At 66.7% G+C, this 26,132-nt stretch carries 25 protein-coding genes; 7 read left to right on the top strand and 18 right to left on the bottom strand.

Annotated elements, in window-relative coordinates:
- The first annotated feature begins 87 nt into the window (after positions 1-87).
- Genes NL241_RS03710 through NL241_RS03695 form a run of 4 tightly spaced genes read left to right on the top strand, consistent with a single transcriptional unit; the run spans position 88 to position 3,950 of the window.
- Positions 88-897, top strand: coding sequence for an enoyl-CoA hydratase/isomerase family protein (locus tag NL241_RS03710; protein ID WP_494396808.1), 810 nt, complete (start codon positions 88-90; stop codon positions 895-897).
- Between the two features lie 10 nt (positions 898-907).
- Positions 908-1,714, top strand: coding sequence for an enoyl-CoA hydratase/isomerase family protein (locus tag NL241_RS03705; RefSeq protein WP_494396807.1), 807 nt, complete (start codon positions 908-910; stop codon positions 1,712-1,714).
- A complete protein-coding gene (locus NL241_RS03700; RefSeq protein WP_487694324.1) occupies positions 1,711-2,508 on the top strand; it encodes an enoyl-CoA hydratase/isomerase family protein in 798 nt (265 codons plus the stop codon). The genes NL241_RS03705 and NL241_RS03700 overlap by 4 nt, the downstream gene beginning before the upstream one ends.
- On the top strand, positions 2,508-3,950 hold the full coding sequence (locus NL241_RS03695) for a class I adenylate-forming enzyme family protein (RefSeq protein WP_494396806.1): 1,443 nt from the start codon (positions 2,508-2,510) through the stop codon (positions 3,948-3,950). Before NL241_RS03700 ends, NL241_RS03695 begins: the two co-directional genes overlap by 1 nt.
- Positions 3,951-4,146: 196 nt before the next feature.
- On the opposite strand, the gene NL241_RS03690 is transcribed toward NL241_RS03695, so the two are convergent.
- The 6 genes from NL241_RS03690 to NL241_RS03665 form a co-directional block, all read right to left on the bottom strand.
- Positions 4,147-5,328 carry a CaiB/BaiF CoA transferase family protein gene (locus NL241_RS03690; protein ID WP_494398236.1) on the bottom strand — a complete coding sequence of 394 codons (1,182 nt, stop codon included), beginning with the start codon at positions 5,326-5,328 and terminating at the stop codon, positions 4,147-4,149.
- Between the two features lie 70 nt (positions 5,329-5,398).
- Entirely contained in the window at positions 5,399-7,081 is a 1,683-nt protein-coding gene (locus NL241_RS03685; RefSeq protein WP_494396805.1) for an alpha/beta hydrolase, read from the bottom strand.
- 82 nt (positions 7,082-7,163) lie between these two features.
- A complete protein-coding gene (locus NL241_RS03680; protein WP_494396804.1) occupies positions 7,164-8,357 on the bottom strand; it encodes an acyl-CoA dehydrogenase family protein in 1,194 nt (397 codons plus the stop codon).
- Complete coding sequence (locus NL241_RS03675; RefSeq protein WP_494398235.1) at positions 8,354-9,568, bottom strand: acetyl-CoA C-acetyltransferase; 1,215 nt, start codon at positions 9,566-9,568, stop codon at positions 8,354-8,356. Before NL241_RS03675 ends, NL241_RS03680 begins: the two co-directional genes overlap by 4 nt.
- A 126-nt stretch (positions 9,569-9,694) precedes the next feature.
- A complete protein-coding gene (gene fabG, locus NL241_RS03670) occupies positions 9,695-10,432 on the bottom strand; it encodes a 3-oxoacyl-ACP reductase FabG (protein ID WP_487694320.1) in 738 nt (245 codons plus the stop codon).
- A 4-nt stretch (positions 10,433-10,436) separates the two neighbouring features.
- Entirely contained in the window at positions 10,437-11,612 is a 1,176-nt protein-coding gene (locus NL241_RS03665; protein ID WP_494396803.1) for an acyl-CoA dehydrogenase family protein, read from the bottom strand.
- A 205-nt stretch (positions 11,613-11,817) separates the two neighbouring features.
- On the opposite strand from NL241_RS03665, the gene NL241_RS03660 reads away from it, so the two are divergent.
- Positions 11,818-12,639, top strand: coding sequence for a mycofactocin-coupled SDR family oxidoreductase (locus NL241_RS03660; RefSeq protein WP_494396802.1), 822 nt, complete (start codon positions 11,818-11,820; stop codon positions 12,637-12,639).
- A gap of 31 nt (positions 12,640-12,670) precedes the next feature.
- Here the strand turns inward: NL241_RS03660 and NL241_RS03655 are convergent, their stop codons facing one another.
- The 12 genes from NL241_RS03655 to NL241_RS03600 all read right to left on the bottom strand — a co-directional run bounded on the left by NL241_RS03655 (position 12,671) and on the right by NL241_RS03600 (position 24,127).
- Entirely contained in the window at positions 12,671-13,507 is an 837-nt protein-coding gene (locus NL241_RS03655) for a class I SAM-dependent methyltransferase (protein WP_494396801.1), read from the bottom strand.
- Between the two features lie 9 nt (positions 13,508-13,516).
- Positions 13,517-14,449, bottom strand: a complete 933-nt coding sequence (locus NL241_RS03650; RefSeq protein ID WP_494396800.1) for an alpha/beta hydrolase — start codon at positions 14,447-14,449, stop codon at positions 13,517-13,519.
- Positions 14,446-15,084 (bottom strand): TetR/AcrR family transcriptional regulator, encoded by a 639-nt coding sequence (locus tag NL241_RS03645; RefSeq protein WP_487694312.1) that lies wholly within the window; start codon positions 15,082-15,084, stop codon positions 14,446-14,448. The genes NL241_RS03650 and NL241_RS03645 overlap by 4 nt, the downstream gene beginning before the upstream one ends.
- Entirely contained in the window at positions 15,081-16,415 is a 1,335-nt protein-coding gene (locus NL241_RS03640) for a flavin-containing monooxygenase (protein WP_494396799.1), read from the bottom strand. Before NL241_RS03640 ends, NL241_RS03645 begins: the two co-directional genes overlap by 4 nt.
- Before the next feature lie 76 nt (positions 16,416-16,491).
- Positions 16,492-17,559 (bottom strand): phosphotransferase family protein, encoded by a 1,068-nt coding sequence (locus tag NL241_RS03635; protein ID WP_494396798.1) that lies wholly within the window; start codon positions 17,557-17,559, stop codon positions 16,492-16,494.
- Entirely contained in the window at positions 17,556-18,392 is an 837-nt protein-coding gene (locus tag NL241_RS03630; protein ID WP_494396797.1) for an SDR family NAD(P)-dependent oxidoreductase, read from the bottom strand. The genes NL241_RS03635 and NL241_RS03630 overlap by 4 nt, the downstream gene beginning before the upstream one ends.
- Positions 18,393-18,594: 202 nt before the next feature.
- Positions 18,595-19,863: a phosphoribosylamine--glycine ligase gene (gene purD / locus NL241_RS03625; protein ID WP_494396796.1), complete on the bottom strand. Its 1,269-nt coding sequence runs from the start codon at positions 19,861-19,863 to the stop codon at positions 18,595-18,597.
- Between the two features lie 21 nt (positions 19,864-19,884).
- Positions 19,885-20,496: a TetR/AcrR family transcriptional regulator gene (locus NL241_RS03620; protein ID WP_487694307.1), complete on the bottom strand. Its 612-nt coding sequence runs from the start codon at positions 20,494-20,496 to the stop codon at positions 19,885-19,887.
- A gap of 61 nt (positions 20,497-20,557) precedes the next feature.
- Entirely contained in the window at positions 20,558-21,001 is a 444-nt protein-coding gene (locus tag NL241_RS03615; protein ID WP_487694306.1) for a carboxymuconolactone decarboxylase family protein, read from the bottom strand.
- A gap of 2 nt (positions 21,002-21,003) precedes the next feature.
- Positions 21,004-21,867, bottom strand: a complete 864-nt coding sequence (locus NL241_RS03610) for an NAD(P)-dependent oxidoreductase (protein WP_494396795.1) — start codon at positions 21,865-21,867, stop codon at positions 21,004-21,006.
- A gap of 8 nt (positions 21,868-21,875) precedes the next feature.
- Complete coding sequence (locus NL241_RS03605; RefSeq protein ID WP_487694304.1) at positions 21,876-22,637, bottom strand: SDR family oxidoreductase; 762 nt, start codon at positions 22,635-22,637, stop codon at positions 21,876-21,878.
- 20 nt (positions 22,638-22,657) lie between these two features.
- Positions 22,658-24,127, bottom strand: a complete 1,470-nt coding sequence (locus NL241_RS03600; protein ID WP_494396794.1) for an aldehyde dehydrogenase — start codon at positions 24,125-24,127, stop codon at positions 22,658-22,660.
- 188 nt (positions 24,128-24,315) lie between these two features.
- On the opposite strand from NL241_RS03600, the gene NL241_RS03595 reads away from it, so the two are divergent.
- Positions 24,316-24,909: a TetR/AcrR family transcriptional regulator gene (locus NL241_RS03595; protein WP_494396793.1), complete on the top strand. Its 594-nt coding sequence runs from the start codon at positions 24,316-24,318 to the stop codon at positions 24,907-24,909.
- Positions 24,906-26,129, top strand: coding sequence for a cytochrome P450 (locus NL241_RS03590; protein ID WP_487694300.1), 1,224 nt, complete (start codon positions 24,906-24,908; stop codon positions 26,127-26,129). Before NL241_RS03595 ends, NL241_RS03590 begins: the two co-directional genes overlap by 4 nt.
- Positions 26,130-26,132 lie beyond the last annotated feature (3 nt).

The following is a 26,132-nucleotide window of genomic DNA, read 5'->3' as shown; positions in this document are numbered from 1 at the left end:
GACGTCATCGCTTGCTAACTTGTACAAGATAGTAAATGGTGATCCCTACTGTAGGGCTATCCGTATAGCAGCGGAAGGGTGCATCCCGTGGTCGAGAACGTGGCTGACGAGGGCCGGGTGCTCACGTCACACGCCGACGGGATCCTGCGCATCACCCTGGACCGCCCGCAGCGGCGCAATGCGTTGAGCCACTCGATGATCGACGAACTGGTCACCGTGCTGACCGGGGCGGCCACTGACGACTCGCTGCGCGCCGTCGCCCTCGGCGGTGCGGGATCCGACTTCTGCTCGGGCGCCGACTGGGTGGCCACCAACGCCGAGGCGCAGCGCCCCCGCACCGGGCATCTGTTACGCAAGATCCCGTTGACCGCCAACCGGGTGGTCGAACTCGTGGCCACCATTGCGCTGCCCGTGGTGTGCGCGGTGCGGGGCTGGGCCGTGGGGCTGGGCTGCAACCTCGCACTGGCCGCCGACTTCACCGTCGCCGAGTCCGATGCGACATTCTGGGAGCCGTTCGTGTCCCGGGGATTCACCCCCGACTCGGGCGCCACCTGGTTACTGCCCAGGCTCGCCGGTCTGGCCCGGGCCAAACGCATGCTGCTGCTGGGTGAGCAGATCACCGGCGAACAAGCCGCGGAGTGGGGTCTCATTCACGAGGTCGCACCCGCCGAAGACCTGGACACCACGGTCGAGGCGCTCCTGGCCCGGGTGGCATCCGGGCCCACCGTGGCCATCGGGCTGGCCAAACAAGCGATCGCCTACGGCCAGCAGGCCACCCTCGGACAATCGATGCAGCGTGAGCTCTCTGATCTCGAACTCTCATGCCGCACCTCTGATTTCAAAGAGGGTCTGGCCGCCTTCAGTCAGCGGCGCACACCCGATTACCGAGGCCGATGAAGGGGGGCGCATGCCGGACTACACAACCATCACCTACTCGGTGCGTGACCGTACTGCCACCATCACGCTGAACCGTCCGGAAGCGCTCAATGCACTGAGCCCGCACATGATCAGCGAGTTACGCGCCGCCTACGACGACGCCGAGAACGACGACGACGTGTGGTTGCTGCTCGTGACCGCCGTCGGCCGGGCCTTCTGCACCGGCGCCGACGTCAAGGAGATCCCCGCCGACGGCCGGGTGATCTACGAGCGGCCCTACCTGTCGACCTACGACCAGTGGGAGGCACCGCAGGAAGGCACGCCACCCTTTCGGCGAATGACCAAACCGGTGCTGGTCGCCGTCAACGGGATCTGTTGTGGCGCAGGGCTGGACTGGGTGACCACAGGCGATATCGTCATCGCTTCGGACCAGGCCACCTTCTTCGACCCGCACGTCAGTATCGGACTGGTCGCCGGGCGGGAAGTGGTGCGCCTGGCACGCTCCCTACCCCGTTCGGTGGCGCTACGGATGGCACTGATGGGCAAACATGAACGGCTGAGCGCGCAGCGCGCCTACGAGCTCGGCATGATCACCGAGATCGTTCCGCACGACCGTCTGCTGGACCGGGCACACGAGATCGCCGACACGGTGAATTCCAACGCACCGCTGGCGGTCCGCGGTACCCGTCTGGCCATTCACAAGACCCTGGACCTACCGCTGAACGAGGCCGAGATCTTGGCCGAGACCTTCCGTGAGCGCGTGGTGCGCACCGAGGACGCCGTGGAAGGCCCGCGAGCCTTCGCCGAGAAGCGGGCACCGAACTGGTTGTGCCGGTGACCCAATCCGCCGCGGCCCCATTCGAGACGATTCTCCTGGAGTTCGATCGTGAACTCCGGGTAGCTACCATCACGTTGAACCGGCCGGACAGGTTGAACGCCTTCAACCGGACGATGTGTGAGGAGATGCAGGCCGCCTGGCGCATCGTCAAGCTCGATGAGGGCACCAACGCGGTGGTGTTGCGGGCCGCCGGCACCCGGGCCTTCAGCGCCGGCCTGGACATGAAATCGAGCTACGGGCAGCCCGACAACGTGTGGAACCACGAAGACCCCGGCGAGTTGCTCAGCCCCAAGTGGCAGAAGATGTGGAAGCCGGTGGTGTGCGCCGTGCAAGGCATGTGCACGGCCGGCGCCCTGTACTTCGTCAACGAATCCGATGTGGTGATCTGCTCCGACGATGCCACCTTCTTCGACTCTCATGTGACCGCGGGGCTGGTGTCAGCGCTCGAGCCGATCGGGTTGATGCGGCGTATCGGGCTGGGCGAGACACTGCGAATGGCGTTGATGGGCAATGACGAACGGGTGTCGGCAGCGACGGCGCTACGCATCGGGCTGGTCAGCGAGGTGGTGAGCGCCGACAGCCTGTGGACCCGGGCCCACGAGATCGCCGCCACCATCGCCGCCAAACCACCCTCGGCCACCCAGGGCACGGTCAAGGCCATCTGGGAGTCGTTGGACAAGCCGTACCGCGCCGCGCTCGACCAGGGTCTCATCTACACCCGGCTGGGCAATCCGTTGGGGACCGCCGAGCTCGCAGGTCAGGCACGCCGACCCGGATCTCCCCGAGTCCGCTGATGCGGCATCCCCTTTCGCAGCGCATCACCGACGTTCTGGACCTGGATCCCCACGCCAACGCCATACAGTTCGACGGCCAGTGGACGACCTGGCAGCGGCTCGCCACCGCCGTAGCCGTCATCAGCGCGCTGATCGACCGCTACGGCGGCAGTGCGCAGCCCCGGATCGGGATCCTGCTGCGCAATCAGCCCGCCCACGTCGCGGCCCTGCTCGGGGTGCTCGCGTGTGGAGGCACCGTCGTCGTGCTCAACCCGTCGCGCGGCGGCACCCGCACCCGCACCGACATCGCCGATCTCGACCTGCCCGTTGTGATCGGGCTGCCCGATGACCTGGCCGATGCCGTAACCCCCTCCCCCACCACCACACTGGTGGCACTCACCGACCGAACACCCACCGTGGTGTCCGCGGCATCGGCCCCGGCGCCGGGCGCCGACCGGCCCGGGGTGGCGGTGTGGATGCTCACCAGTGGAACCACCGGACCGCCCAAGCGTGTCGACCTGACCTACGACATGCTGGCGCGCAGTGTGATGAGCCAGAAGAAACCGGAGGGGATCCGCGCCGGGGTGGCGATCGTCAATTCACCACTGGTGCACATCGGTGGGGTGTTCCGGGTACTGCTGTGCGTGGCCGAGGCCCGGCCGTTCGTCCTGCTGCCGAAGTTCGACCTGGACCGCTGGGCCGCGGCGGTACGAGAACACCGCCCCCGCGCGGTGTCGCTGGTACCTGCCGCGCTGCGGATGGTCCTGCAGTCCGATCTCACCGCCGCCGACCTCGCCGGCGTGCAGGTGGTCACCTCCGGCACCGCGCCGTTGTCCGCCGACGACGCCGACGCCTTCACCGCCAAGTTCGGCATTCCGGTGCTGACCTCCTACGCGGCAACGGAATTCGGCGGCGGTGTGGCCGGCTGGACACTGGCCGACCACCGCGAGTTCTGGCACCGCAAACGCGGCAGCGTCGGCCGGGCGAACCCAGGTGCGCAACTTCGTGTCGTCGGTGAAACGGGCACGCCGCTGACTCCGGGCCAGGTGGGACTACTCGAAGTGAAGCCTGCGCAACTGGGCGCGAACACCGACTGGATCCGCACCACCGATCTGGCCCGGCTCGACGCCGACGGATTCCTCTGGATTCTCGGACGCGCCGATCAGGCCATCATCCGCGGCGGATTCAAGGTGATGCCCGACGAAGTTCGCGCCGCTCTGGAAACCCACCCCGCCGTCCGTGGCGCCGCCGTAGTGGGTAAGACCGATGCCCGGCTGGGAGCGGTTCCGGTCGCGATGGTGGAGCTACGGGCCGCCTCGCGCGCCGAGGAACTCGCCGGTTTCCTGGCCCAGCGACTGGCCCGATACGAGATACCCGTGCAGATCGAGATCGTCGAGACCATTCCGCGGACTCCGTCCGGAAAGCCCGACTTGTCCGCTGTGCGCGAGCATTTCGGTGAGTGAGGGGATCACTGGCTTCTCAGGCGTAGCCGAACGGCCACCGCGGCACAGGAGATGACCGCCAGGCCACCCAGAACTGTTGTCCACGAGAGTTCGACTTCGCCGTCATCGTCCCGTTCACGGCGCTCACCTGGCTGTGGACTGTTGTGATGGCCGCGGTGTTGTTGCGGCGTAGGCCGTTCTGAGTGCGTGAGCGCGGTCAGACGATCGCGCGCTCGCGGAGTTCGGCGATGTGTGCAGCGTCGTAGCCGATCTCGGTCAGCACTTCCTCGGTGTGCTCACCGAGCAGTGGAGCACGCCGGCGGATGGTTCCCGGTGTCGCCGACATCCGGAAGGGCGTCTCGATCACCGGCACGTCACGAGGCGCACCGGGGAACGGTACCCGCTGCAGATAGCCCATCGCCCGAACATGCGGGTCGTCCAGCACATCCTTTGTCGAATGCATGGGTGCGGCAGGAAGTTTCGCCCGCTCCAGCAGGGTGAGGATCTCCGCTTTGGTTTTGTCGGCGCACCACTGCGACATGATGTCGTTGAGCTCGTCGCCGTGCTCCCACCGCCGGTCGTCGTCGGCGAAGCGGGGATCGTCGAACAACTCGTCGCGCCCCACCAGTTGGCACCAGCGCCGGAACATCGGTTGGCCGGCCACCTGAAGCAGCACCCAGCCGCCGTCCGCCGACCGGTAGAGGTCACACGGCGCGACGGACGTGCCGCGGTTGCCCATCCGCGGCTTGTCGATTCCCAGCAGATCCCGTTCGATCAGGAACGCGTTCGACAGCATCATCGCCGTCGGCAACAGCGCCCCCTCCACATGCTGGCCCTGTCCGGTCCGGTCGCGGTGGTACAGCGCCATCATCACCCCGATCGTCAGTGTCAACGCCGTCCCGAAGTCGGCGTACGGCACCACGGTTCGGATGGGTTGGTCGGGCAGACCCTGGCGATGGGTGGCACCGGACATCACCTGTCCGGCCCCGTCGAATCCGATGCGCCCGCTGTACGGTCCGCCTTCGCCGTATGCGGTGGCGCTGGCCAGGATGATGTCGGGCTTCACCGCTCTCAACGTCTCGTAGTCCAGTCCGCTGGCCCGCATACCTGCGGCCGGCATGTTGGCCACCACGATGTCAGCGCGCGCCACCAGTTTCCGGGTGATCTCGGCGCCCTCCGGCGTGGTGGAATCCAGGGTCAAGGACCGCTTGTTGCGGTTGCACTGCAGGAAGGTGCCACCCTCGCCGGTGTCGGTCACCGACTGCACCCAACGGTCCTCTCCCCCTTCGCGTTTCTCCACCCGCAGCACGTCGGCACCCATATCCGCCAGCAGCGCGCTGCACCACGGGGCGGCGATGAACCGGCCATAGTCGAGCACCCGGATACCGTCCAGCACCATCACGTCTCCACCCCCTTACCGTCGCCATTACTGTACTAGCGTCGGTACACCGTTGCGGTGAGGCGGGTGATCACAGCCGCAGAAGTGGCCCGGTGGCGACCGGCCGGCTCGGTGCCACCACGGCGGTGGCAGACCACGGCCGGAACTCGGCTGACCGCGCGGGCAGGAGCACCCCGATCACGGTCCCACTGGTGGGACCCACCGGCGTTTCGAGAGGCAGAGTCTGACCGGGCGTGCCGTAGATGCCCGCGCAGTCGTCACCGTCACACCTCCCCGTCGCCGGATCGATGCGGCCGTCGAGGATGTCGGCGACCCACCCGTCGATGAGCGTCTGCGCGGCCGCCTGATTCTGCGCCGTCGGAAAGCCTTGGTAGAGATGCGATATCAACTGGATGAGCCAGGTGCCCCCCTCCATGGCATCGAGGTGTTTGCCGTTCTCGAGCACCACACCGTTGAACTTGCCCGGCCGGTGTTCATTCAGGGCCGCATCCACCCTGCGGGATTCTTTGGGAGCGCCGAGTTCCAGCACCGGGATGTAGGTACCGAGCCCGTCGAGCTTGTCCAGCGCCTCGGGCAGCACGTTCTGCTGGGGCGCAGCATCGAGCAGAACCACGCCCGCCAGCTGATTGGCTTCACCACCGGCGATCACCGCATCCGCGTAGTACCCCGCCGCCCCAGCCACCAGATTGCCGCCGAGCGAGTGCCCGACAAGTGCGAACCTGCCCGGCAGAGCAACCCCCGCACCGTATCGCTGCGCGTAACCGGCGGCGATCGCACTGGCTGTCAAGGCGTCTCGGTTGCCGAGGAACAACGCGGCGGTGGCGCGCAGCGCCTGATCGTCACCCAGCCAGAATCCGTCCGCGACGTAGCGGTTCGAGGACAGCGTCGGGACCACGACGATGCTGTTGGTGGTCTCGGCCAGATTGGCCGCGGTGTAGCTGTACATCGCACCGACGCCCAGGAAACCGTGTTGCAGCAGGATGATTCGCTGCGGCGGTTCGTCACCCTCGGGGTAATACCAATGGGCCGGGACGTTGCGTCCTTCGGTGATCTCCAAAGACGATGTGCGAACGGTGACCGTGCTGCCCGGCGGTACCACCGGGGGCCCGGCGATGAAGGTGACGGCCACCCCGACGAAGTCGAAGATGAACGACTGGACCAGTTCCTGCAGGGTGCGCTGCGGCACAGCAGCCAGAGCCGGAGTCTCCGTGGGGGTCAGCGCCGTGCGGACCGCACGTTCCTCGGGCGACGCGCCGTACCGGCCGACCAGCGCGACGGCGGGTTCCACATCCGGGGTGACGGGTGCCGGATCGGCGGACTCGATCTCTGCCGGCGCCTGATCCGGCTCGTCCGCCGACGGGATGTCGTCGTCGACGATCACGACTTCGGCGGCGGTTTCCGCCGCTTCCTCGGCACCTTGCTGCGTCTTGTCGTCGGAGTCGGTGTCGGTGTCGGTGTCGGTGTCGGCATCTTCGGCGTCTTCGCTATCGGCGTCGTCCGTATCGTCGGCGTCCTCCGTGTCGGTGTCGTCGGCACGGGTGGTCGAGTACGCACCTCGTCTCTCAGATGCCTCCCGGGCCTGCCGGCGGGGACCTGTCGTTTCGTCCTTGTCCGACGAGTCGGCGCTGGTGTCGGCAGATGTCGAGGTGTCCGCTCCCGTGTCCGCGCTCGCCAGGTCAGCTCCGGCGATGAGTGCGGCCGAAACACCCGCAGCAACCGCACCCGCTCCCATCAACGCCGACAACCGTGCCACGAGACCTCCCAAAGACTACTTCCGTTGACAAGCGTCAAGTTAGAGGATTTTGACGCTCGCGTAGACAGTTTTGGGAAACTGCTCAGATCCGGTAGTCCTCGAGCAGTCGCTTGCTGATGATGTTCTTCTGGATCTCGCTGGTGCCCTCGCCGATCAACAGGAACGGGGCGTCGCGCATCAGTCGTTCGATCTCGTACTCCTTGGAGTAGCCGTACCCACCGTGGATGCGAAAGCTCTGCTGGGTGACCTCGGAGCAGAACTCGCTGGCCAGATACTTCGCCATTCCGGCTGCGACGTCGTTGCGTTCGCCGGAGTCCTTCAACCGGGCGGCGTTGACCATCATCAGGTGTGCGGCTTCGACTTTGGTGGCCATCTCGGCGAGCTGGAAGGCGATGGCCTGGTGTTCGGCGATGGGTTTACCGAACGTTTGACGCTGCTGCGCGTACCGCGCGGCGAGTTCGAAGGCGCGGATGCCGACGCCGCAGGCCCGGGCTGAGACGTTGACCCGCCCGACCTCGACACCGTCCATCATCTGGAAGAAACCGTGCCCGGGTTCCTCTCCCAGCACGTCGGTTGCTGACGCGGTGTACCCGTCGAAGATCAACTCGGTGGTGTCGATGCCCTTGTAGCCGAGCTTGTCGAGCTTGCCCGGGATGACCAGGCCCGGCAGCACTTCGCCGAACCCCGAGGGTTTCTCGATCAGGAACGCCGTCAGGTTCCGGTGCGGTTTGTCGGCACCTTCGTCGGTGCGCACCAGGGCGGCCACCAGAGTGGAGCTGCCGCCGTTGGTCAGCCACATCTTCTGGCCGTTGATGGTGTAAGTGCCGTCGTCGTTTCTGGTGCCGCGGGTCCGGATGGCTGCGACATCCGATCCGAGTTCGGGTTCGGACATCGAGAAGGCACCTCGCGTCTCGCCGGTGGCCATCTTCGGCAGGAAGTGCTGTTTCTGGGCATCGGTACCGTGTTGACGGATCATGTAGGCGACGATGAAGTGTGTGTTGATGACGCCCGAGACGCTCATCCAGCCGCGGGCGAGTTCCTCGACACACAGCGCATAGGTCAGCAGCGATTCGCCCAGGCCGCCGTACGCTTCGGGAATCATCAAGCCGAACAGGCCCATCTCCTTCATGGCATCGACGATGGCCTGAGGATAGGTGTCGGTACGCTCCAGGTCCGAGGCGTTCGGGATGATCTCCTTGTCCACAAATTGCCGGACCGTGGCGAGGATCTCCGTTTGGAACTCGGAAAGCCCCAGTGTCTGAGCGAGTTTCGTCATGAGTCATACCTCTCGAAAACCGCAGCCAGGCCTTGTCCGCCGCCGATGCACATGGTCTCCAGGCCGTAACGCGCCTGCCGCCGGTTCAACTCCCGGGCCAGCGTCGCCAGCATCCGGCCGCCGGTGGCTCCCACCGGGTGGCCGAGCGAGAGACCCGAGCCGTGCACGTTGATGCGCGCCAGATCGTCTTCACCGGCGTTCCATTCCCGCAGCACTGCCAGCGCCTGGGCCGCGAACGCCTCGTTGAGTTCGATCAGGTCGATGTCGGCCAGCGTCAGCCCCGCCTTGCCGAGAGCGGCCTCGGTCGCGGGCACCGGTCCGATGCCCATGATGTCCGGCGCCACCCCGGCCACCGCCCACGACACCAGACTCACCAGTGGGGTCAGGCCGAGTTCACGCGCCTTCTCCGGGGTGGTGACCACACACATCGACGCCGCGTCATTCTGGCCACTGGAGTTTCCGGCGGTGACGGTGGCCTCCGGATCCTGTTTGCCGAGAATCGGTTTCAGCTTGGCCAGCGACTCGACCGACGTGTCGGCGCGGGGATGCTCGTCGGTGTCGATCAGCTCGTCACCACCGCGGGTCGGCACACTGACCGGGATGATCTCCTCGGCGAGGATGCCTTCTTTCTGCGCCGCCACTGCCCGCGAATGCGAGGTCACCGCCAACCGGTCCTGCTCGTCGCGGCCGATGCCGTACTGCCGTCGCAGGTTCTCCGCGGTCTCCAGCATGCCGCCGGGCACCGGGTGGCTACTGCCGCCCGCCGTGGTCCGGCCGCGGGCCAGCGCGTCGTGGATCTGCACCCCGGTGCGTGCGCCGCCCCACCGCATATCGGTGGAGTAGAACACCACGTTGCTCATGCTCTCGGCCCCGCCGGCGATCACCAGGTCGTTGTTCCCGCTGCCCACCTGTAGCGCCGCCTGGATCACCGCTTGCAGGCCGGAGCCACACCGCCGGTCGATCTGCATGCCGGGCACCGTGACGGGCAGACCGGCGTCGAGCGCAACCACCCGGCCGATGGCCGGCGCCTCGCTGTTCGGATAGCAGTGCCCCAGGATGACGTCCTCCACCGCATCGGGTGCGATCCCGGTGCGCTGCAACAGCCCCCGCAGCGCAGCCACCCCGAGGTCGACGGCCGTCAGCGCCTTGAACATGCCGCCGTAGCGGCCGATCGGTGTGCGCACCGGCTCACAGATCACCACCTCTTCCACAGGTGCCGGATTCGTTCGCCTCGTTCCCGTCACTCGCTGGCGCTCCTTCCGCTCACTCGCCTCACAGGTGCCGGATTCGTTCGCCTCGTTCCCGTCACTCGCTGGCGCTCCTTCCGCTCACTCGCCTCACAGGTGCCGCCCGCCGGTGACCTCCAGCACGGTGCCCGTCATATAGGACGACAGGTCCGACGCCAGGAACAGCGCGACGTTGGCGACCTCACCGGGTTCACCGGCTCGCCCCATGGGCACCTCCGCGACCTTGGAGTCCCAAATCCGTTGCGGCATGGCCTCGGTCATGGCGGACCGGATCAGGCCCGGCTGAATCGCGTTGACCCTCACGCCCAGGTGGGCGAGTTCCTTCGAGGCCGCCTTCGTCATCCCGACGATGCCGGCTTTGGCTGCCGAATAATTCGTCTGACCCACCATGCCGACCTTTCCCGAGATCGAGGACATGTTGACGATCGCCCCAGTTTTGTTCTCCCGCATGATCGCCGCAGCATGCCGGATCCCGTTCCAGGTTCCTTTCAGATGCACCGAGATCACCTGGTCGAACTGGTCCTCGGTCATCTTGCGGATGGTCGCATCGCGGGTGATGCCGGCGTTGTTGACCATGATGTCCAGGCTCCCGAATGTGCTCACCGCGGCACCGACCAACGTCGCCACCTCCTCGCCGCTGGTGACGTCGCAGCGCACCGCCGCGGCCACATCGTCCCCGAGGCGGGCGGCCGCAGCCTGGGTGGCCACCAGATCGAGATCCCCGAGCACCACCCGCGCGCCTTCGGCGACAAACCGCTCGGCGATCGCATACCCGAGCCCCTGGGCACCACCGGTGATCACCGCGGTACGTCCGGACAACAACGCCATCAACTCACCCCATCTTCTTCTTGGCGGCTTTGACCAAGCCGCCGCCGATGATCAACCGCTGGATCTCGCTGGTGCCCTCGTACAGTCTGAGCAGGCGGACCTCGCGATAGATCCGCTCCACCGGCACTCCACGCATGTAGCCGGTCCCACCGTGGATCTGCACTCCCAGATCGGCGACCTGGCCGGCCATTTCGGTGCAGAACAGTTTGGCCGCCGACGGCGCGATGCGGCGGTCCTCCTCGGTCACCCACTGGCAGGCCGCCTCACGCACCAGTGCTCGACCGGCCAGCACGCCGGTCTGCTGATCGGCGATCATGGCCTGCACCAGCTGGAAGTCACCGATCGCGGTGCCGCCTTGGGTGGCCGTCGCCGCGTAGGCCACCGATTCGTCGAGCACCCGCTGCGCGGCCCCCACCGCCAGCGCGGCGATGTGCACCCGTCCGCGCGCCAGTGAGGTCATGGCAGCGCGGTAGCCGTGGTCCTCACTGCCACCGACCAGCGCCGTCTCCGGCACCCGCACATCGGCGAGGCGGACATCGGAGGTCCAGGCACCCTCCTGGCCCATCTTGGCATCCTTGACACCCACTTCGACTCCCGCTGCGTCCGCGGGAACCAGGAAGACCGCGATTCCGGCGCCGGCGGCGTCCGCAGGCCGGGTGCGGGCGAACACCACAAAAAGATCGGCCGTCGGGGCGTTGGTGATGAAGCGCTTCTCCCCCGAGATCACCCAGTGGGCGCCGTCACGGACCGCTTTGGTGCGCAGACCCGACGGATTGGAACCCGCGCCGGCTTCGGTCAACGCGAAGGAGGCCACCACCTCACCACTGGCGATCCCCTCCAGCCAGGTGGTCTTCTGCTCCTCGGTGCCAAACCCGACCAGCACCTGACCGGCGATCCCGTTGTTGGTGCCGAACATCGAGCGCAGCGCCAGCGACGTGTAGCCGAATTCCATTGCCAGCTCGACATCCTGCATGAGGTTGAGCCCCAGCCCGCCCCACTGTTGCGGAATCGCGTAGCCGAACAACCCCATCTTCTTGGCCTGCTCGCGCAGGTCATCGGGCACCCGGTCGTCAGCCAGGATCTCCGCTTCGCGAGGCACCACGGCGGTCCGGATGAAGTGCCGGGTCTGCGCCAGGATCTCGCGGAAGTCGTCATCACCGACTTCGGTCGTAACAGTCATCCTCGGCATGCTCCTCGCGTCTGGGACCGGCCATCGGCATACTTTACAAATACCCGCCACAATGTCACGCTACGTCGGAGTGGCACAACCCCGGTTCGACAGGTGTCAGGCCACATGGGCCGAGCCTAGCCGCCCCCGCTGGCCACAATCGGTTAGCCTGGCTAAGTTAGTCGTGAACCCAGGGTCAACCCAGTGAGAGGACTTGATGAGCGGAAAACTCACCGACAGAGTGGCTTTCATCACCGGAGCCGCACGCGGCCAAGGCCGGGCGCACGCCGTGCGACTGGCACAGGAGGGGGCCGACATCATCGCCGTCGATCTGGCCGGGCCGCTGCCGCGCAGTGTCCCGTACGACTCGGCGACGCCGGAGGACCTGGCAGAGACCGTGCGGCTGGTCGAGAAGACCGGCCGCCGGATCCTGGCCTCGGCGGTGGACACCCGAGATCTCGCCGGGCTGACCGCCGCCGTGGACAAGGGCGTCACCGAATTCGGCAGACTCGATGTCATCGTCGCCAATGCCGGCATCACGGTGCCCGAAGCATGGAACGAGACCAGTCCCGAGTCCTTCAAAGACGTGATGGACATCAACGTCACCGGCACCTGGAACACCGTCATGGCAGGCGCACAGAAGATCATCGACGGAGGCCGCGGCGGTTCGATCATCCTCATCAGCTCAGCGGCGGGTCTCAAGATGCAGCCATTCATGGTGCACTACACGGCGAGCAAACACGCCGTCACCGGAATGGCCCGTGCCTTCGCCGCAGAACTGGGCAAGCATTCGGTACGCGTCAACAGTCTGCACCCTGGCGCGGTCAACACCCCGATGGGCACCGGCGACATGATGGCGGCGCTCAACCGCGCCAACGAGACCAATCCCGGTCTGATGAATATGGTGACGCCGTTCCTGCCGGAGTACATCGCACAACCAGAGGACATCTCCGATGCGGTGGCCTGGCTGGCGTCCGACGAATCCAGGATGGTCACCGCGGCACGGATCGCCGTGGATCTGGGTGCGACGGTGTTCTAGAGAGCATGCGTTCGCCGGCTGGGTCCTGGTCCTACGCCACCGCCGAAACCACCCAGACCCGGCCCACGAACTTGACCACCCCGTCGACGAGGTGGCGGCGCAGTTCAGCGCGGACGTCCTCGACCAGCGCCGCCCAGCCCGCGGCGCCGAGTCCGAGTTCCAGTTCCGCACGCGCGGCGCGGCCCGTGGAACTGGTCAGCACCACGGCCAACCGCTCCTCCACCCCGTCACTGCCGTCGATCCCGTAGTCACAGATACCGTCGAAGGGCTCGACGGTGATGTCATGCCAGCCGGCCTCGGTGAGTATCTGACGCGGCCGGCGCCGGTCGCCGAAGGCCAGGGGCCCCACCGGGTCGGACGCCGATGCCAGAGCGGGATTCTGGAGGCGGGCGGCCAGCACGCTGTTGCCCAGGGTGAACATCGGATTGTCGGCATCACGCCAGCAGACGAAGGCGAGGGTGGCACCGGCAGCGGTGGCGGCACGGATGTTGGTGAAGGCCGCCACCGGATCCTCGAAGAACATCACCCCGAACCGCGACACCACCCGGTCGAAGGGGCCCAGCGCGCGGAGGTCGGCGGTCTGAGCGTCGGCCAACAGCACCGTGGCCTCTGCGGCCCGCCGGCGCGCTGCTTCCACCATCACATCAGAGATGTCGACGCCGACGGCGGAGGCGCCGGCCGAAATGGCCCGTTGCAGCAAAGTCCCTGAACCGCAACCGATATCGAGTAACCGGTCCCCCGGGCGAACTCCGACGGCGCGGAGGATCGGTTCGGTAAAGGGGGCGAGTACGGCTTCGAAGATGCGCTCGTTCGTCACCCAACTGGTGCCACGTTCGGACCAGTTGTCCCGCATCTCCTCGTTGGCCACCGCCCCACCCTAGATGGCCGGCACCTCAGACCGTGTGGTGGCGGCCAGTACCCGCTGCAGGAACCGGACCTGATCGGTGGAGGCCTTGTCGAACCAGTCGTGGCCTGGCCACACGTCGAAGTGATCGCACGGGTAACGGTGCACCTGGCCCTGGCCGTGCACCGCCGTTCTGGCCACCGCGTCGGCGGGGACATACCTGTCGAAATCGGCGATCTGCACCAACAGTTTCCCGCGCAGAGTCTTGGCGTGCGCCTTGGTCTTGATGGTCGCGAGTTCCAAGCCCACCGCGGCGTCGACCTCGTTGCGCCAGGTGGGTCCGGACATCCCCACGTAGCTGTCGTAGGCCCCGTCGAGCGCCAGCGCTCCGGCACCGCCGGGGGTGGACACCAGCGGCATCATGACCGGCGCCCGCCCCCGCGCGACGGCGATCCGCGAACGCACGCCGTTGGCGGTGGCGCGCAAAGCACTCCACACGCTGTACTGGGCCAGAATCGCACGGGCTGTTGCCAGGGAGTTGGTCAGCGGCGTCATCGCGATCACCGCCGCGACATCACCACGGCCGGCGCCGGCGCGGATGACGTGGCCGCCGGACAACGACGACCCCCACAGCACGATCCGGTCCGGATCCACACCGTCGAGTTTCTTGGCCGCAGCCATCGCGGCCTGGTAGTCCCGCACCTGGCGCTCGATCGAGATCTGCTGTCGCGGGACACCTTCCGAAGAACCGAAACCCCGGTAGTCGAAGGCCAGAACGTCCAGGCCCGCGGCGCTGAAGTTCTCGGCGAACGGTTGCAGCCCGGAGTCCTTGGTACCACCGAAACCGTGGCCCATGACCACCACCGGTCTGCCCCGCGCACCCGACAGCGCGTCGCAGGCGCCCACGAAATGCCATCCGGTGCAGCGTGTTCCTTCAGAGGGGAAGTCGATATCGGTGTATGTCATGCCGTCTCCTGGGACCGCTGCGGCATCCACGCGATGCCGTAGATCGTACTGAGCCATATCGCCGCGATGCCGTCGATGAGCTGGGCCCTCGTCAACACCCCGCCAAGGGTGAGCCGCTCGAGCATGCGGCCGTTGACGTCCAGCAGAACCGACGCCAGCACCGAGGCGTCCAGACCTTCCGGTGCGCGACCCGCCGCACGGTCGGCACGGATCATCGCCGCCACGGAGTCGACGAAGGAGGCGGTGGCGTCATCCCAGATCTCCCGGATGGTGCCACCGGAACCACGCGCTTCCAGCATCGCCTTGAAGAGGTGCCGATGCCGGGTCCACATGAGGATCAACCCATCGAGCATGGTCTGTATCCGGGCCTGCGGAGGGCCTGTCGAACCGGTGAACTCGTCACTGACGCGTAGCGTCTCGTCGACCATCTGCTCCATCAGCGCCGCTACCGCAGCGGCCTTGTTCTCGAAGTAGAAGTAGAACGCCGACCGGGTCACCCCCGCCTCACCCGCGATGTCGGCGACGTTGATGGTCTCCAGATCCGAGTCCTGCAACCAACGATCCAGTGCCTCCAGGATCGCCGCGCGCCGCACGTCACTGCGCGGTGGCGGGCGCCGGTCGGTGCGCGACCTCATGTCCGGGCCAGATGTGTGGCGGCGCGGCGCATTCCGGCCGGGATCTCGCGCACCCGGATGTCGTGCTCGTAGTAGAAGTAATCAACCTGCTGGGTGTGCCGCGGCCGGTCCACGCAGTGCCCGGCATGCACCTGCTGGTCGGCATCGATGACCCGCTCCATTTCGTCCACCGGGGGCAGCGCGTACTTCCCCGCCGCATAGGCCGCCAGCAGCCGGGCCTGGCATTCGACAAAGGGGAACAGGGTGGGGATGGCCTGCGCGAAGCCGATGAACACCAGATTGTCGAGACCCGGTTTGAACATCCGCTTGTACAGCCGGATCTGATTGTCGGGTGCGCTCAGGAACTCCGGGTCGAAGAACGGGAAGGTGATGTTGTAGCCGGTGGCGTAGATGATGACGTCGAACTCGGCGCTGGACCCGTCCTCGAAATGCACGGTGGCGCCGTCCAGCCGGGAGACATTGGGTTTGGGGGTGACGTCGCCGGAACCGAGCCGCAACGGCAGTTCCACCGACTGGGTGGGGTGGGCCTCGAACAGCTTGTGGTTGGCCGGCGGCAACCCGTAGGAGGTCGGATCGGTACCCAGTAGCGGCGCCAGCATCTGGATCGCCTTGCGCTGCCAGGACAACGGCAGGTACGGCGTGGTGCGGAACAGCTTGTCGCCGGGCTGGCCGGCGATGTACTTGGGCACGATCCAGGCACTCGACCGCGTGGACAGTGTCACCTGGTTCTGCAACGACTTCGAGGACAGTTCGACGGTGATGTCCGCCGCGCTGTTGCCGATACCGACGACGAGGATGCGCTTGCCGGTCAAGGCGAGCGGTGTCTGCGGATCGATGTAGTGATGGGAATGGATGACCTCGCCGGTGAAAGTGCCGGGAAAATCCGGCATTCGAGCGTCCCAGTGGTGTCCGTTTCCGACGACGAGCAGATCGAAGTGACGGGTGGCACCGGCCTGGTCCTGGATCTCCCAGCCACCGGCGGTGGGCCTGGCGTGCACCACCCCGTTGTTGAACTCGATGTGGTCGAGGAGCCCGAAGGCGTCGGCGTAGTCGTCGAGATAGGCCTTGATGTCGGAGTGGTGCGGAAAGGCCGGATAGCTCTGCGGCATCGGAAAGTCCTTGAAGGACAGACGATGCCGTGAGGTATCGATGTGCAGCGAGCGGTAGGCGCTACTGCGGCCGTTCGGGTTGCCGAAGGCCCAGTTGCCGCCGATGCGATCCGACATCTCGAAGGTGGTGTACGGAATGCCGTAGTCCTTGAGCATCTTGCCTGCCGTCAGGCCGCTGATGCCGGCACCGATGATCGCGGTGGTGGGTGCAGACTGGACCATCGTTGGCCTCCTGTCCTCGATGCATGGACAGTAACGCCGCATTTGACATAGGTCAATGAATTCTGACGCGCGTCAGTCAGCCGCGGGCCCGCACCAGTTCGGCGGTTCCGAGCTCGCGTACCGCCTGGCAACCGCGGCGCACCATGGTGGCCACCATATCGTCGCCGCGCTCGGTGCCGACGGCGAAGGCGAAGCCCAGCGCGGAGATCAGCGGAGCCTGCAGCATTCCGTACCGGTAGTCATGCCAACATGTTTCGAGGTCGTAGCCGGTGACTCCGTAGCTCAGCAGGGCCTGGTGATACTCGGCGACCAATGTGCGGTCCAGATCGGCGCGCAGTCGCGGCTCGAGGCTGGTTGCGGCGAAGTACGCGAGGTCGCGGGCGGGCAATCCCACCCCCAGGGTCTGCCAGTCGACCACCCACATCCGCGTCCCGTCCGGATGGAACAGCACGTTGTCGAGTCGGTAGTCGCCGTGGATCAGGCTGAAGCGTCCGAGGTCGGCGAGCCAGGGGGTGACCAGGCCCATGACATCGACGAATGTCGCGCGGTCGTCGCCAGCCAGCTTGGCTCCCAGTTTCTCGACGGTGATGTCGGCGCTCATCACCGCGACCTCACCCATCCCCTTCTTGGACGCATCGTCGAGCATCGACATCGCCAGGCCGGGGAACGTCAGCCACTCCTGCTGATTCCAGGTGGGTCCGTGCAAACCGGCGATCGCGCGTACCGCCAACCGTGCCTGCGCCTCGTTGCAGCCGAGAATCTGATCGCCCTGGACAGCCGGCGCCGCGTCGGTCAGCAGCAAGGCGTAATCGGCTGCGTCGTCGGTGATCTCGCAGTGAAAACAGGACGGCACCGGGACCTGCACCCGGTGCGCCACCGACTCGTAGAACGCGCACTCACTGCGGTAACCCAGGACTACACGGTCACGGACGGTGTCGTCGGCGGCCGGCAGCTTGATCACGAACGTCGCCGGCAGCGCGCCTGGATCACCGGCGTAGGTGACCGACACCCGGTAGGTGGCACCGGTCTGACCCGTTCCGACCGCCACCACGTCGGCTCCGGCGACCTCGGCTCGCAGCACCTCGGACAGCCATGCCGGGGTGACGTCGTCGGGATAACGGGGAATGGACACCGGGACCGTCATGGCCGGACCCCTTCCGAGAACTCCCGTTGCGACCGGCGCTGCTGGGCCATGAACCTGATGGACATGCGTTGCATCAACCCGGGAGCCAAGCGGGCCAGCAGCCAACCGGCATACGCCGTGCGAGGTACCACCAGCAGGGCACGATTGCGGTCGATCGCGCGCAGGGTGTCATGGGCCAGCCGGTCCGGGTCGTAGAACTCCTTGCTGCGCTGACCCATTCGGTAGAACTCACGCCCGTTGATGCCGGTGATCAATCCCTTCTCCAGGATCGGCGTCTCGACCGCGGCCGGGCACAGGGCCAGCACCCCGATGTTGTGGGCGGCAGCTTCGCTGCGCAACGCCAGCGACAGCCCGACGACGGCGTGTTTGGTCATCACGTAGCTGGTGATCTGGCCGGCGGCGGCCAGTCCGGCCATCGACGCGGTGTTGATGATGTGACCGGAGCCCTGCTGCACCATCTGTGGGTACGCGGCTGCCACCCCGTGCACCACACCGCGGATGTTGACGTCGATGATCGAATTCCAGTGCTCCAGCGTGAGCAACTCGGTGTCGGCGGCCCAGGTGATGCCGGCGTTGTTGAACATCAGGTCCAGGCGCCCGGCGCGCAGCACCACGTCGTCGACGGCGGCCTGCACCGAGTCGGCGTTGGTGACGTCGACCCGGATCGAGCGCGCCCGCGGCCCGAGCCCCGCCGCAGTGTGCTCGGCCGCATCGCCGTCGACATCGGTGCACAACACGTGAGCACCTACCTCGATCAGCGCGCGGCACAGTGCGGCGCCGATTCCCGAGCCCGCACCGGTGACGATGGCGTGTTTGCCGACAAGAGATCTCACGCCTGCGCCGTCCGCGCGGCGTGGCCGAGCACGGTGCCGACCCGGACCAGCGGTGTGGGACAACAGTCGACCACGGCGTCGCGGTCAGCGTCGGTTTCGGACAACTCGGCTCCTGGCGCGTGCGGGGGCATTACAGCTGACGCGTCAACTGTAAGTCATACCGCACGGACTCCGGCAGCGTTTCGCACAAGCCCGCCCGGCCTCAGAGCTGGATGCGGCCTTCCAGTGCCGCCAGCCCGATGTCGGTGCGGAAATGGCTGCCCGGCAACCGAATCGCCCCTGTGAGTGCATAGGCGGCGTCGCGCGCGGCGGCCAGGTCGGACCCGGTTCCCACCACCGACAGCACCCGTCCACCGGAGGAGACGACGGCCCCGTCGTCGCGGCGGGCGGTGCCCGCATGCAGGACGCCGGCGGCCTCCGCACCGGTGATGACATCACCCAGCCGCGGACGGCCGGGATAGTTCTCCGCGGCGATCACCACGGTGACCGCCGAACCGTCCTGCCAGCGCAGCGGGCCGAAGTCACTCAATGTCCCGGTGGAGGCGGCGTAGAGCAGCTGGCCCAGCGGTGACTTCAGCAGCGCGAGCACCGCTTGGGTCTCCGGGTCGCCGAAGCGGCAGTTGAACTCCACCACAGCAGGACCGCCCGACGTGATGGCCAGCCCCGCGTACAGCAGTCCGGTGAACGCACTGCCGCGGCGGACCAGTTCCGCCGCAACAGGTTTGACAATCTCGTCGACGATCTGGGCGGTCACCTCGTCGGGCAGCCACGGCAACGGTGCATATGCGCCCATCCCACCCGTGTTGGGCCCGGAATCATCGTCGCCCACCCGTTTGAAGTCCTGAGCCGGCAGCAGCGGCACCACCGTTTCACCGTCCACCACACAGAACAGCGACACTTCTGGACCGTCGAGGAACGACTCGAGCAGCACGGGGTGACCGCCGTCGAGCAGGCCGGCCGCATGGGCGCGCGCGACGTCGCGGTCCGGAGTCACCACCACACCTTTGCCGGCGGCCAGCCCGTCATCCTTGACCACCCACGCCTGTTGGCCGGCCGCCGGACCGAATCGGTCGAGCGCGGCATCGAGGTGGCCGGGGTTGTCGACGACCTCGCTGACAGCGGTGCGCACTCCGGCCGCCGCCATGACATCCTTGGCGAACGCCTTCGAGCCCTCGATGCGCGCCGCGTCCTTGGACGGGCCGAAGGCCGCGATACCGGCGGCACGCAGCGCATCGGCCACGCCGAGGACAAGCGGCACCTCTGGCCCGATGACCACCAGGTCGGCGCCGAACCTGCGGGCCAGCGCCACCACTTCGTCGCTGGAGCTGATGTCGACGTCGTGCTGTTCGGCCGCTGCGGCGGTGCCGGCGTTACCCGGGGCGATTGCCACCGCGTCAACCTGGGGATCCCTGCCCAACGCCAGCAGCAGAGCATGTTCACGAGCACCGGAGCCGATTACGAGGACGCGCACGAGGGTCAAGCCTAAACCGTGTCAGGACGCGCGCCGAGCAACCTCATGAGCGGCAGCGAAGGCAGCGACCGCGGCGCCGGCCCACACCCAGGGCCGAGCGGTGGCGCCGCACAGGGTGGGCGCGACCAGGAACGCGAACACCAGTTCCCGGTCGACCTCCCCGAGATCGGCTCTGGCCTGCGGACAGTCCAGGACGTCGTACAGCGGCGCCAGGCACCATTCCCGCAGGTGATCGGACAGCGCGCGCCGCTCGTCGGCGTCCGCGTCATCAGGTACCAACACCTCATCGAGGCGCGCGGCGGACCCCCGGTCGAGCGCCAGCCAGCACAGGCCTTCCACCAGATGCGGCGACTCGGTGACTGCGCGGGCCTGCTCGGCGAGTACCGCGCTGAGCCGCTCCCGCCACGGTCCCGGCGGCGGTGGCGGCGGCGTGGGCGGGATGGTTTCGTTGAACGCGGCCGCGACCAGTTCCCCGCAACCCGGAAACTGCCGGTACAGCGTGGCCCGAGATACCTGGGCGGCGGTGGTCACCGCGTCGACGGTGATGGCCGCCGCGCCCCCGGTGTCCAACAACTCGACGGCGGTGTCGATCAGCAGCTCACGCGACCACACCGGCCGTGCGTCCGCCACCACGATGCCACCCCTTTGCCTCGCCGCCTACTGAAAGTTATACAGTAGCGACGTCAGTTGACGGTCACTCCTCGCCGAGGTTCTTGCCGGTATGCATCCGCACCGCGTCGTTGACATTGGACTTCTTGTCCGCGCCTTGGCCCTTCTCCGCGGCTTTCCTGCGCTTGGCCGCGACCCGGCCGACCACGCCGTTGAGGCCGGACCCCAGGGGGAACCCGACGTAGTGGGTCAGGAAGACCGCCATCTCCTTCAGCTCGGCCTCGGTGAGCTCTTCGTTCTCCAGGGCCGCGTTGACTTGTACCTCGGTCAGATCCTGCAGCCCCAGCGCGGTCACCACCGACAGGGTCATCAGGCGCTTGTCGCGCATCGACAGGCCCGGCCGGGTCCAGATGCTGCCGAAGAGATGCTCGACGGTGAGGTCGAAGTACTCGTCACCCTCGATGTTGGGCATCTCCCAGGCGTAGACCTCGTTCATCTTCTGCAGACCTTTGCGGCGCAGCTCGTCCATCGTCATTTCCCTCGGTCATCTTCTTCGCCGTGCGGCACACCGAGCCCGGTGGCCAGATTCTGCAGCGCGATCTTCGCCAGGGGCAGGTCCACCCCGGTCGCCTCACCCAAGCCGAGCGCCAACCGCAGGTCCTTTTCCCCCAGGCCGCGGGTGTGGACGAACATGTCGTACAGGAAGTGGTCGGGGGTCAGCGGTTTGGTGTCATCCCGGGCCATGATCGCGCCGGGCCCACCGCTCTGCGCATCACTGTGGCGCACCACCCGGCCCAGCTTCTGCAAGTCGATACCTGCCGCCTCGGCGAGCTGCTGCGCCTCACATGCAGCGGCAAAACCGATGAACGTCAGCATGTTCCGGGCCAGCTTCATCCGGGTTCCCGCGCCCGGTTCGCCGGCGCGTACCACCAGGGAAGCCCACTTCTTGAACACCGGCTTGACCAAGGCGTAGGCGTCCTCGTCGGCGCCGACCATGACAGCCAGTTCACCCTTGTCAGCTGCCGCCGCGCCACCGCTGACCGGCGCATCGACGATGTGAACGCCCCTGGGCCGCAGCTGCTCGGCCAACTCACCGGCGGTGCCGGGCTCGATCGTGGAATGGATGGCGATGACGGTGCCGGGTTCGGCATGCTCGGCCAGCTCGCCGACGACACTGCGCACCTGCGCGTCGGTGAGCACGGTCACGCTGATGACGTCAGCCCGGGCGACGTCGGCGACGGTGTCCGCCGGCGTCGCTCCCAGCTCGGTCAGCGGGCTCATCGCCTCCGCCCGAACGTCGAAAACGACGAGGCCGCCCGGCCAATCGACGAGCCTCTTGGCCATCGGTGCGCCCTGGTTGCCCAGACCGATGTATCCCAGCTTCAGCTCGCTCACCGGTGCACTCATCGAATGATCTGTCCGCCGTCGACGTTGAAGATCTGGCCGGTGATCCATTTGGCTTGGTCGGACAGCAGGAACAACAGCATGCCCACCAGATCCTCCGGCTCACCCATACGCGAGAGGGGGATGCCCTTCACGATGTCGGCGACCATCTCCTGCGGGGTTGTGGTCCGGTTGGCCTCGGTGTCGATGGGCCCCGGCGCAATCGCGTTGACCCGGATGTTCTGGCCGCCGAGTTCGGTGGCCAGCTGCTGGGTCAGGCCGTTGATACCGACCTTGGCCAGGCCATAGAAGTTCGAGTAAAGCCAGGCCGCCGTGGAGGATTGGTTGACGATGGCGCCGCCACCGCGTTTGGCCATCTTGCGGTACACCGCCCTGGTGCACACCAGTGCGCCGTCGAGGTTCACGCTCATGAACTTCTTGTAGTAGTCCCAATCCACGGTGATCAGGAAATCCAGCTTCATACCGCCGAAGATGGCGGCATTGTTCACCAGGTAATCGATGCCGCCGAACTCCGAAAGAGTCTGCGCGGCCATCTCCTTCGCCGATTCGGGATCCGAGACATCGACCCGGACGGCCAGCGCCGTGCCGCCTTCACCCCTGATACCGTCGGCGACCTTCTGCGCGCCGTCGGTGTTGATATCGGCGACCACCACCGCCGCACCTTCCCGGGCGAGTGCTTCCGCGTAGGCCTGTCCGATACCGCCACCGGCACCGGTGACGATGGCCACCTTCTCCTTGAACTGATCGCCGTAAAGACCCATGCACAGGCCCTCCATTTCTCCTAGTTGACAGCCGTGGCAATGAGTTTCGTCTCGAGGTACTCCTCGAACCCGGCCACACCCATCTCGCGGCCGACCCCGGACTGCTTGTACCCGCCGAAGGGTGCGTCCGCTGAGTACCAGACGCCGCCGTTGACGTTGACGGTGCCCACCCGCAGCCGCGACGCCACCGCCTGCGCGCGGTCGTCATCACCGCTGTACACCGTGGCGGACAGTCCGTAGGGCGAGTCGTTGGCGATCCGCACCGCGTCGTCGTCGCCGTCGTGGGCGATGACGACGAGGACCGGCCCGAAGATCTCCTCCCGCGCCACCCGGGCGTCGTTGGTCAGCCCGGAGATCACCGTCGGCTCGATGAAGAAGCCGGTCTCACGGTCAGCGGGGCGTCCTCCACCGCAGGCGAATCGGCCACCCTCGGTGATCGCCAGATCCAGATATCCCTGGATGCGATCGCGCTGCCGCGCCGAGATCACCGGGCCACACACCGTGCGTTTGTGGGTGGGATCCCCCGGCTTGATACCCCCCATGGTGGCGGCCGCCGCAGCGACGGCGTCGTCGTACTTCGCCCGGGGCACCACCAGACGGGTGGTGATGGCGCAGCCCTGACCGGCGTGCATGGCGGCGGTGAACGCCGCGATGGAAGCGGCCACACCCAGGTCCGCGTCGTCGAGGACGAGGAACGCCGACTTGCCGCCGAGTTCGAGGAACACCTTCTTGATGGTGGCAGCGCCGTCTGTCATCACAGCGCGTCCCGTCGCGGTCGACCCGGTGAACGAAACCATGTCCACACGAGGGTCTTTCGACAACAGCGCACCGACAGCGTGATCGCTGGACGTGACGATGTTCAGCACGCCCGGCGGGATGTCGGTGTGCTCGGCGGCGATCTGACCGACCGCGGCCGCGCACCACGGCGTGTCCGGCGCGGGTTTGAGCACCACCGTGTTCCCGGCCGCCAGCGCGGGGCCCAGCTTGGCGAAATTGATCTGGTGTGGGAAGTTCCACGGAGTGATGGCCCCGACCACTCCGACCGCCTCGCGAGCAACCGTGCGTCTGGTCGGAATGCCCTGTGGCGCGGCGTCATCGAGCTGCTGCCGCCACTGATAGCTCGCGGCGGTGTCCACCGAGAACGCCAGATCGTCGATCGGGCCCTCGAGTTGCGCACCCGAGGTCAGCATCAGCGGCGCACCGACCTCGGCGATCGTCAACTCCCGCAGTTCTTCGATGTGGTCCTGGAGCGCATCCCGCAACTGACGAAGACAGCGCACCCGGAACTCGGTGTTGACCGACCAGTCGGTGTCGTCGAAAGCCCGCCGGGCAGCCTCGATGGCGCGGCCCATGTCTTCGATGTCGGCGTCCGCGGCCACCCCGAGCGTCTCTTCGGTGGCGGGGTTGACAGTGGGGAACGTGCCCGCACTGCCGGCCACCAACTTGCCGTCGATCAACAGATCGCTGGTACCACCAGCCAGTAATCCCATCGGTGACTCCTCCTGAGCAAGCTGCGTCGGCATCCTGGACACGTGTCTGATCGTTGTTGGTCCGAACATAGCCGCCGGGCAACTCCGATAGCAAGAGCCTCGACGACACAGCTACGCAAAGATGCCTTGAACTGCGAATTCATTACACCGTCTTGCCGTAGGTACGCGTCCTCGGTTACGTTGGACATGTGTCCAGTGATGCCGTGGTGGCGGTCACAAACGAACTCGGCTCGGTTTCGCGGAACCGGCGCCAGGAGGAGACCTTCCGCAAGGTGTTGGCCGCGGGCGTCGAGATGTTGCGCGAGTCGTCCTACGCCGACCTGACGGTGCGTGCCGTCGCCAAACGCGCGCAGGTCGCCCCCGCCACCGCCTACACGTACTTCTCGTCGAAGAACCACCTGATCGGTGAGGTGTACCTGGACCTGATCAAGCAGGTGCCCTACTTCACCGATGTCAACTCCCCGGTGCTGACCCGGGTCGACAACGTGCTGCGCGCACTGGCCCTGGTGGTTGCCGATGAACCGGAGGTCGCCGCGGCCTGCACCACCGCACTGATGTCGGGCAATGACCCCGCGGTCACGGCGGTGCGCGACCGCATCGGGGGCGAGATCCACCGCAGGGTCACCTCGGCCATCGGCCCCGAGGCCGACCCTCGCGCGGTGTCAGCGCTCGAGATGGCGTTCTTCGGCGCTCTCGTCCAAGCCGGAACCGGGGCCGTCACCTACCACCAGATCGTCAACCGGCTGACCTACGTCGTCGGCCTAGTCCTGGGAGATCAATGACCGTTTCAGCCGAGAACGAACGTACGCATCCCTTTCTGGATCCGTACGACTACGACTTCCACGAAGACCCGTACCCGTACTACCGCCGGTTACGTGACCATGCGCCGCTGTACCGCAACGAAGAGCTGGGCTTCTGGGCGCTGTCGCGGCATGCTGACGTGCTGCAGGGCTTCCGCAACAGCACCACGCTGTCCAACAAGTTCGGGGTGTCGCTTGACCCGGCGTCGCGCGGGCCGCACGCATCCAAGACCATGTCGTTCCTGGCGATGGACGATCCCTCACACCTGCGGCTACGGACCCTGGTGTCGAAAGGCTTCACGCCCAGGCGGATTCGCGAGCTGGAGCCGCGCGTCACCGAGATCGCCGTTGCACACCTGGATGTCATGGTGGAGAAAGCGTCCGGCGGCGAGACCGTGGATTACGTCGACGAGTTCGCCGGCAAGCTGCCCATGGACGTGATCTCCGAACTGATGGGTGTCCCGGAACCCGACCGCGACACGGTGCGCGCGTGGGCCGACGGTGTGATGCACCGCGAGGAGGGGGTCACCGATGTTCCTCCGGAAGCCATCGAGGCGTCGCTGAACCTGATCGTCTACTACCAGGAGATGGTCGCGCAGAGGCGCAAGAACCCCACCGACGACCTGACCTCAGCGCTGCTGGACGCCGAGATCGACGGTGACCGCCTCACCGATGACGAAGTGCTGGGTTTCATGTTCCTGATGGTGATCGCCGGCAACGAGACCACCACCAAACTCCTTGCCAACGCCGCGTTCTGGGGGCATCGAAACCCCGATCAGCTCACCCCCGTGTACGAGGACCCCTCACGGATCCCGCTGTGGGTCGAAGAGACGTTGCGCTACGACACCTCCAGCCAGATCCTGGCTCGCACGGTCCAAGGCGACCTCTCGCTGTATGACACCACCATTCCCGACGGCGACGTGGTCCTGTTGCTGCCGGGTTCCGCGCATCGCGACGAGCGGGTGTTCGACAACCCCGACGATTTTGTGATCGGCCGAGAAATCGGATCGAAGCTGATGAGTTTCGGCAGCGGCGCCCATTTCTGTCTGGGTGCGCACCTGGCGCGGATGGAAGCCCGCGTCGCGCTGACCGAACTGTTCACACGTATTCGCGGTTTCGACGTGGACGAGGACAACGCGGTCCGGGTGCACTCGAGCAATGTCCGCGGGTTCGCCACCCTTCCGATGAGCCTGGAGATCTGACAC

The organism is Mycolicibacterium sp. SMGY-1XX, assembly GCF_059132455.1.
The sequence above is the reverse complement of the archived record's forward strand: the minus strand, read 5'-3'. Positions and strand labels throughout refer to the sequence as shown.

Excerpts from the sequence above, each read along its gene's own strand:
- NL241_RS03705 (WP_494396807.1), top strand. The coding sequence starts at position 908 with ATGCCGGACTACACAACCATCACCTACTCGGTGCGTGACCGTACTGCC.
- NL241_RS03695 (WP_494396806.1), top strand. The coding sequence starts at position 2,508 with ATGCGGCATCCCCTTTCGCAGCGCATCACCGACGTTCTGGACCTGGAT.
- NL241_RS03690 (WP_494398236.1), bottom strand. The coding sequence starts at position 5,328 with ATGGTGCTGGACGGTATCCGGGTGCTCGACTATGGCCGGTTCATCGCC.
- NL241_RS03680 (WP_494396804.1), bottom strand. The coding sequence starts at position 8,357 with ATGACGAAACTCGCTCAGACACTGGGGCTTTCCGAGTTCCAAACGGAG.
- fabG (WP_487694320.1), bottom strand. The coding sequence starts at position 10,432 with ATGGCGTTGTTGTCCGGACGTACCGCGGTGATCACCGGTGGTGCCCAG.
- NL241_RS03665 (WP_494396803.1), bottom strand. The coding sequence starts at position 11,612 with ATGACTGTTACGACCGAAGTCGGTGATGACGACTTCCGCGAGATCCTG.
- NL241_RS03660 (WP_494396802.1), top strand. The coding sequence starts at position 11,818 with ATGAGCGGAAAACTCACCGACAGAGTGGCTTTCATCACCGGAGCCGCA.
- NL241_RS03650 (WP_494396800.1), bottom strand. The coding sequence starts at position 14,449 with ATGACATACACCGATATCGACTTCCCCTCTGAAGGAACACGCTGCACC.
- NL241_RS03645 (WP_487694312.1), bottom strand. The coding sequence starts at position 15,084 with ATGAGGTCGCGCACCGACCGGCGCCCGCCACCGCGCAGTGACGTGCGG.
- NL241_RS03640 (WP_494396799.1), bottom strand. The coding sequence starts at position 16,415 with ATGGTCCAGTCTGCACCCACCACCGCGATCATCGGTGCCGGCATCAGC.
- NL241_RS03635 (WP_494396798.1), bottom strand. The coding sequence starts at position 17,559 with ATGACGGTCCCGGTGTCCATTCCCCGTTATCCCGACGACGTCACCCCG.
- NL241_RS03615 (WP_487694306.1), bottom strand. The coding sequence starts at position 21,001 with ATGGACGAGCTGCGCCGCAAAGGTCTGCAGAAGATGAACGAGGTCTAC.
- NL241_RS03605 (WP_487694304.1), bottom strand. The coding sequence starts at position 22,637 with ATGGGTCTTTACGGCGATCAGTTCAAGGAGAAGGTGGCCATCGTCACC.
- NL241_RS03600 (WP_494396794.1), bottom strand. The coding sequence starts at position 24,127 with ATGGGATTACTGGCTGGTGGTACCAGCGATCTGTTGATCGACGGCAAG.
- NL241_RS03590 (WP_487694300.1), top strand. The coding sequence starts at position 24,906 with ATGACCGTTTCAGCCGAGAACGAACGTACGCATCCCTTTCTGGATCCG.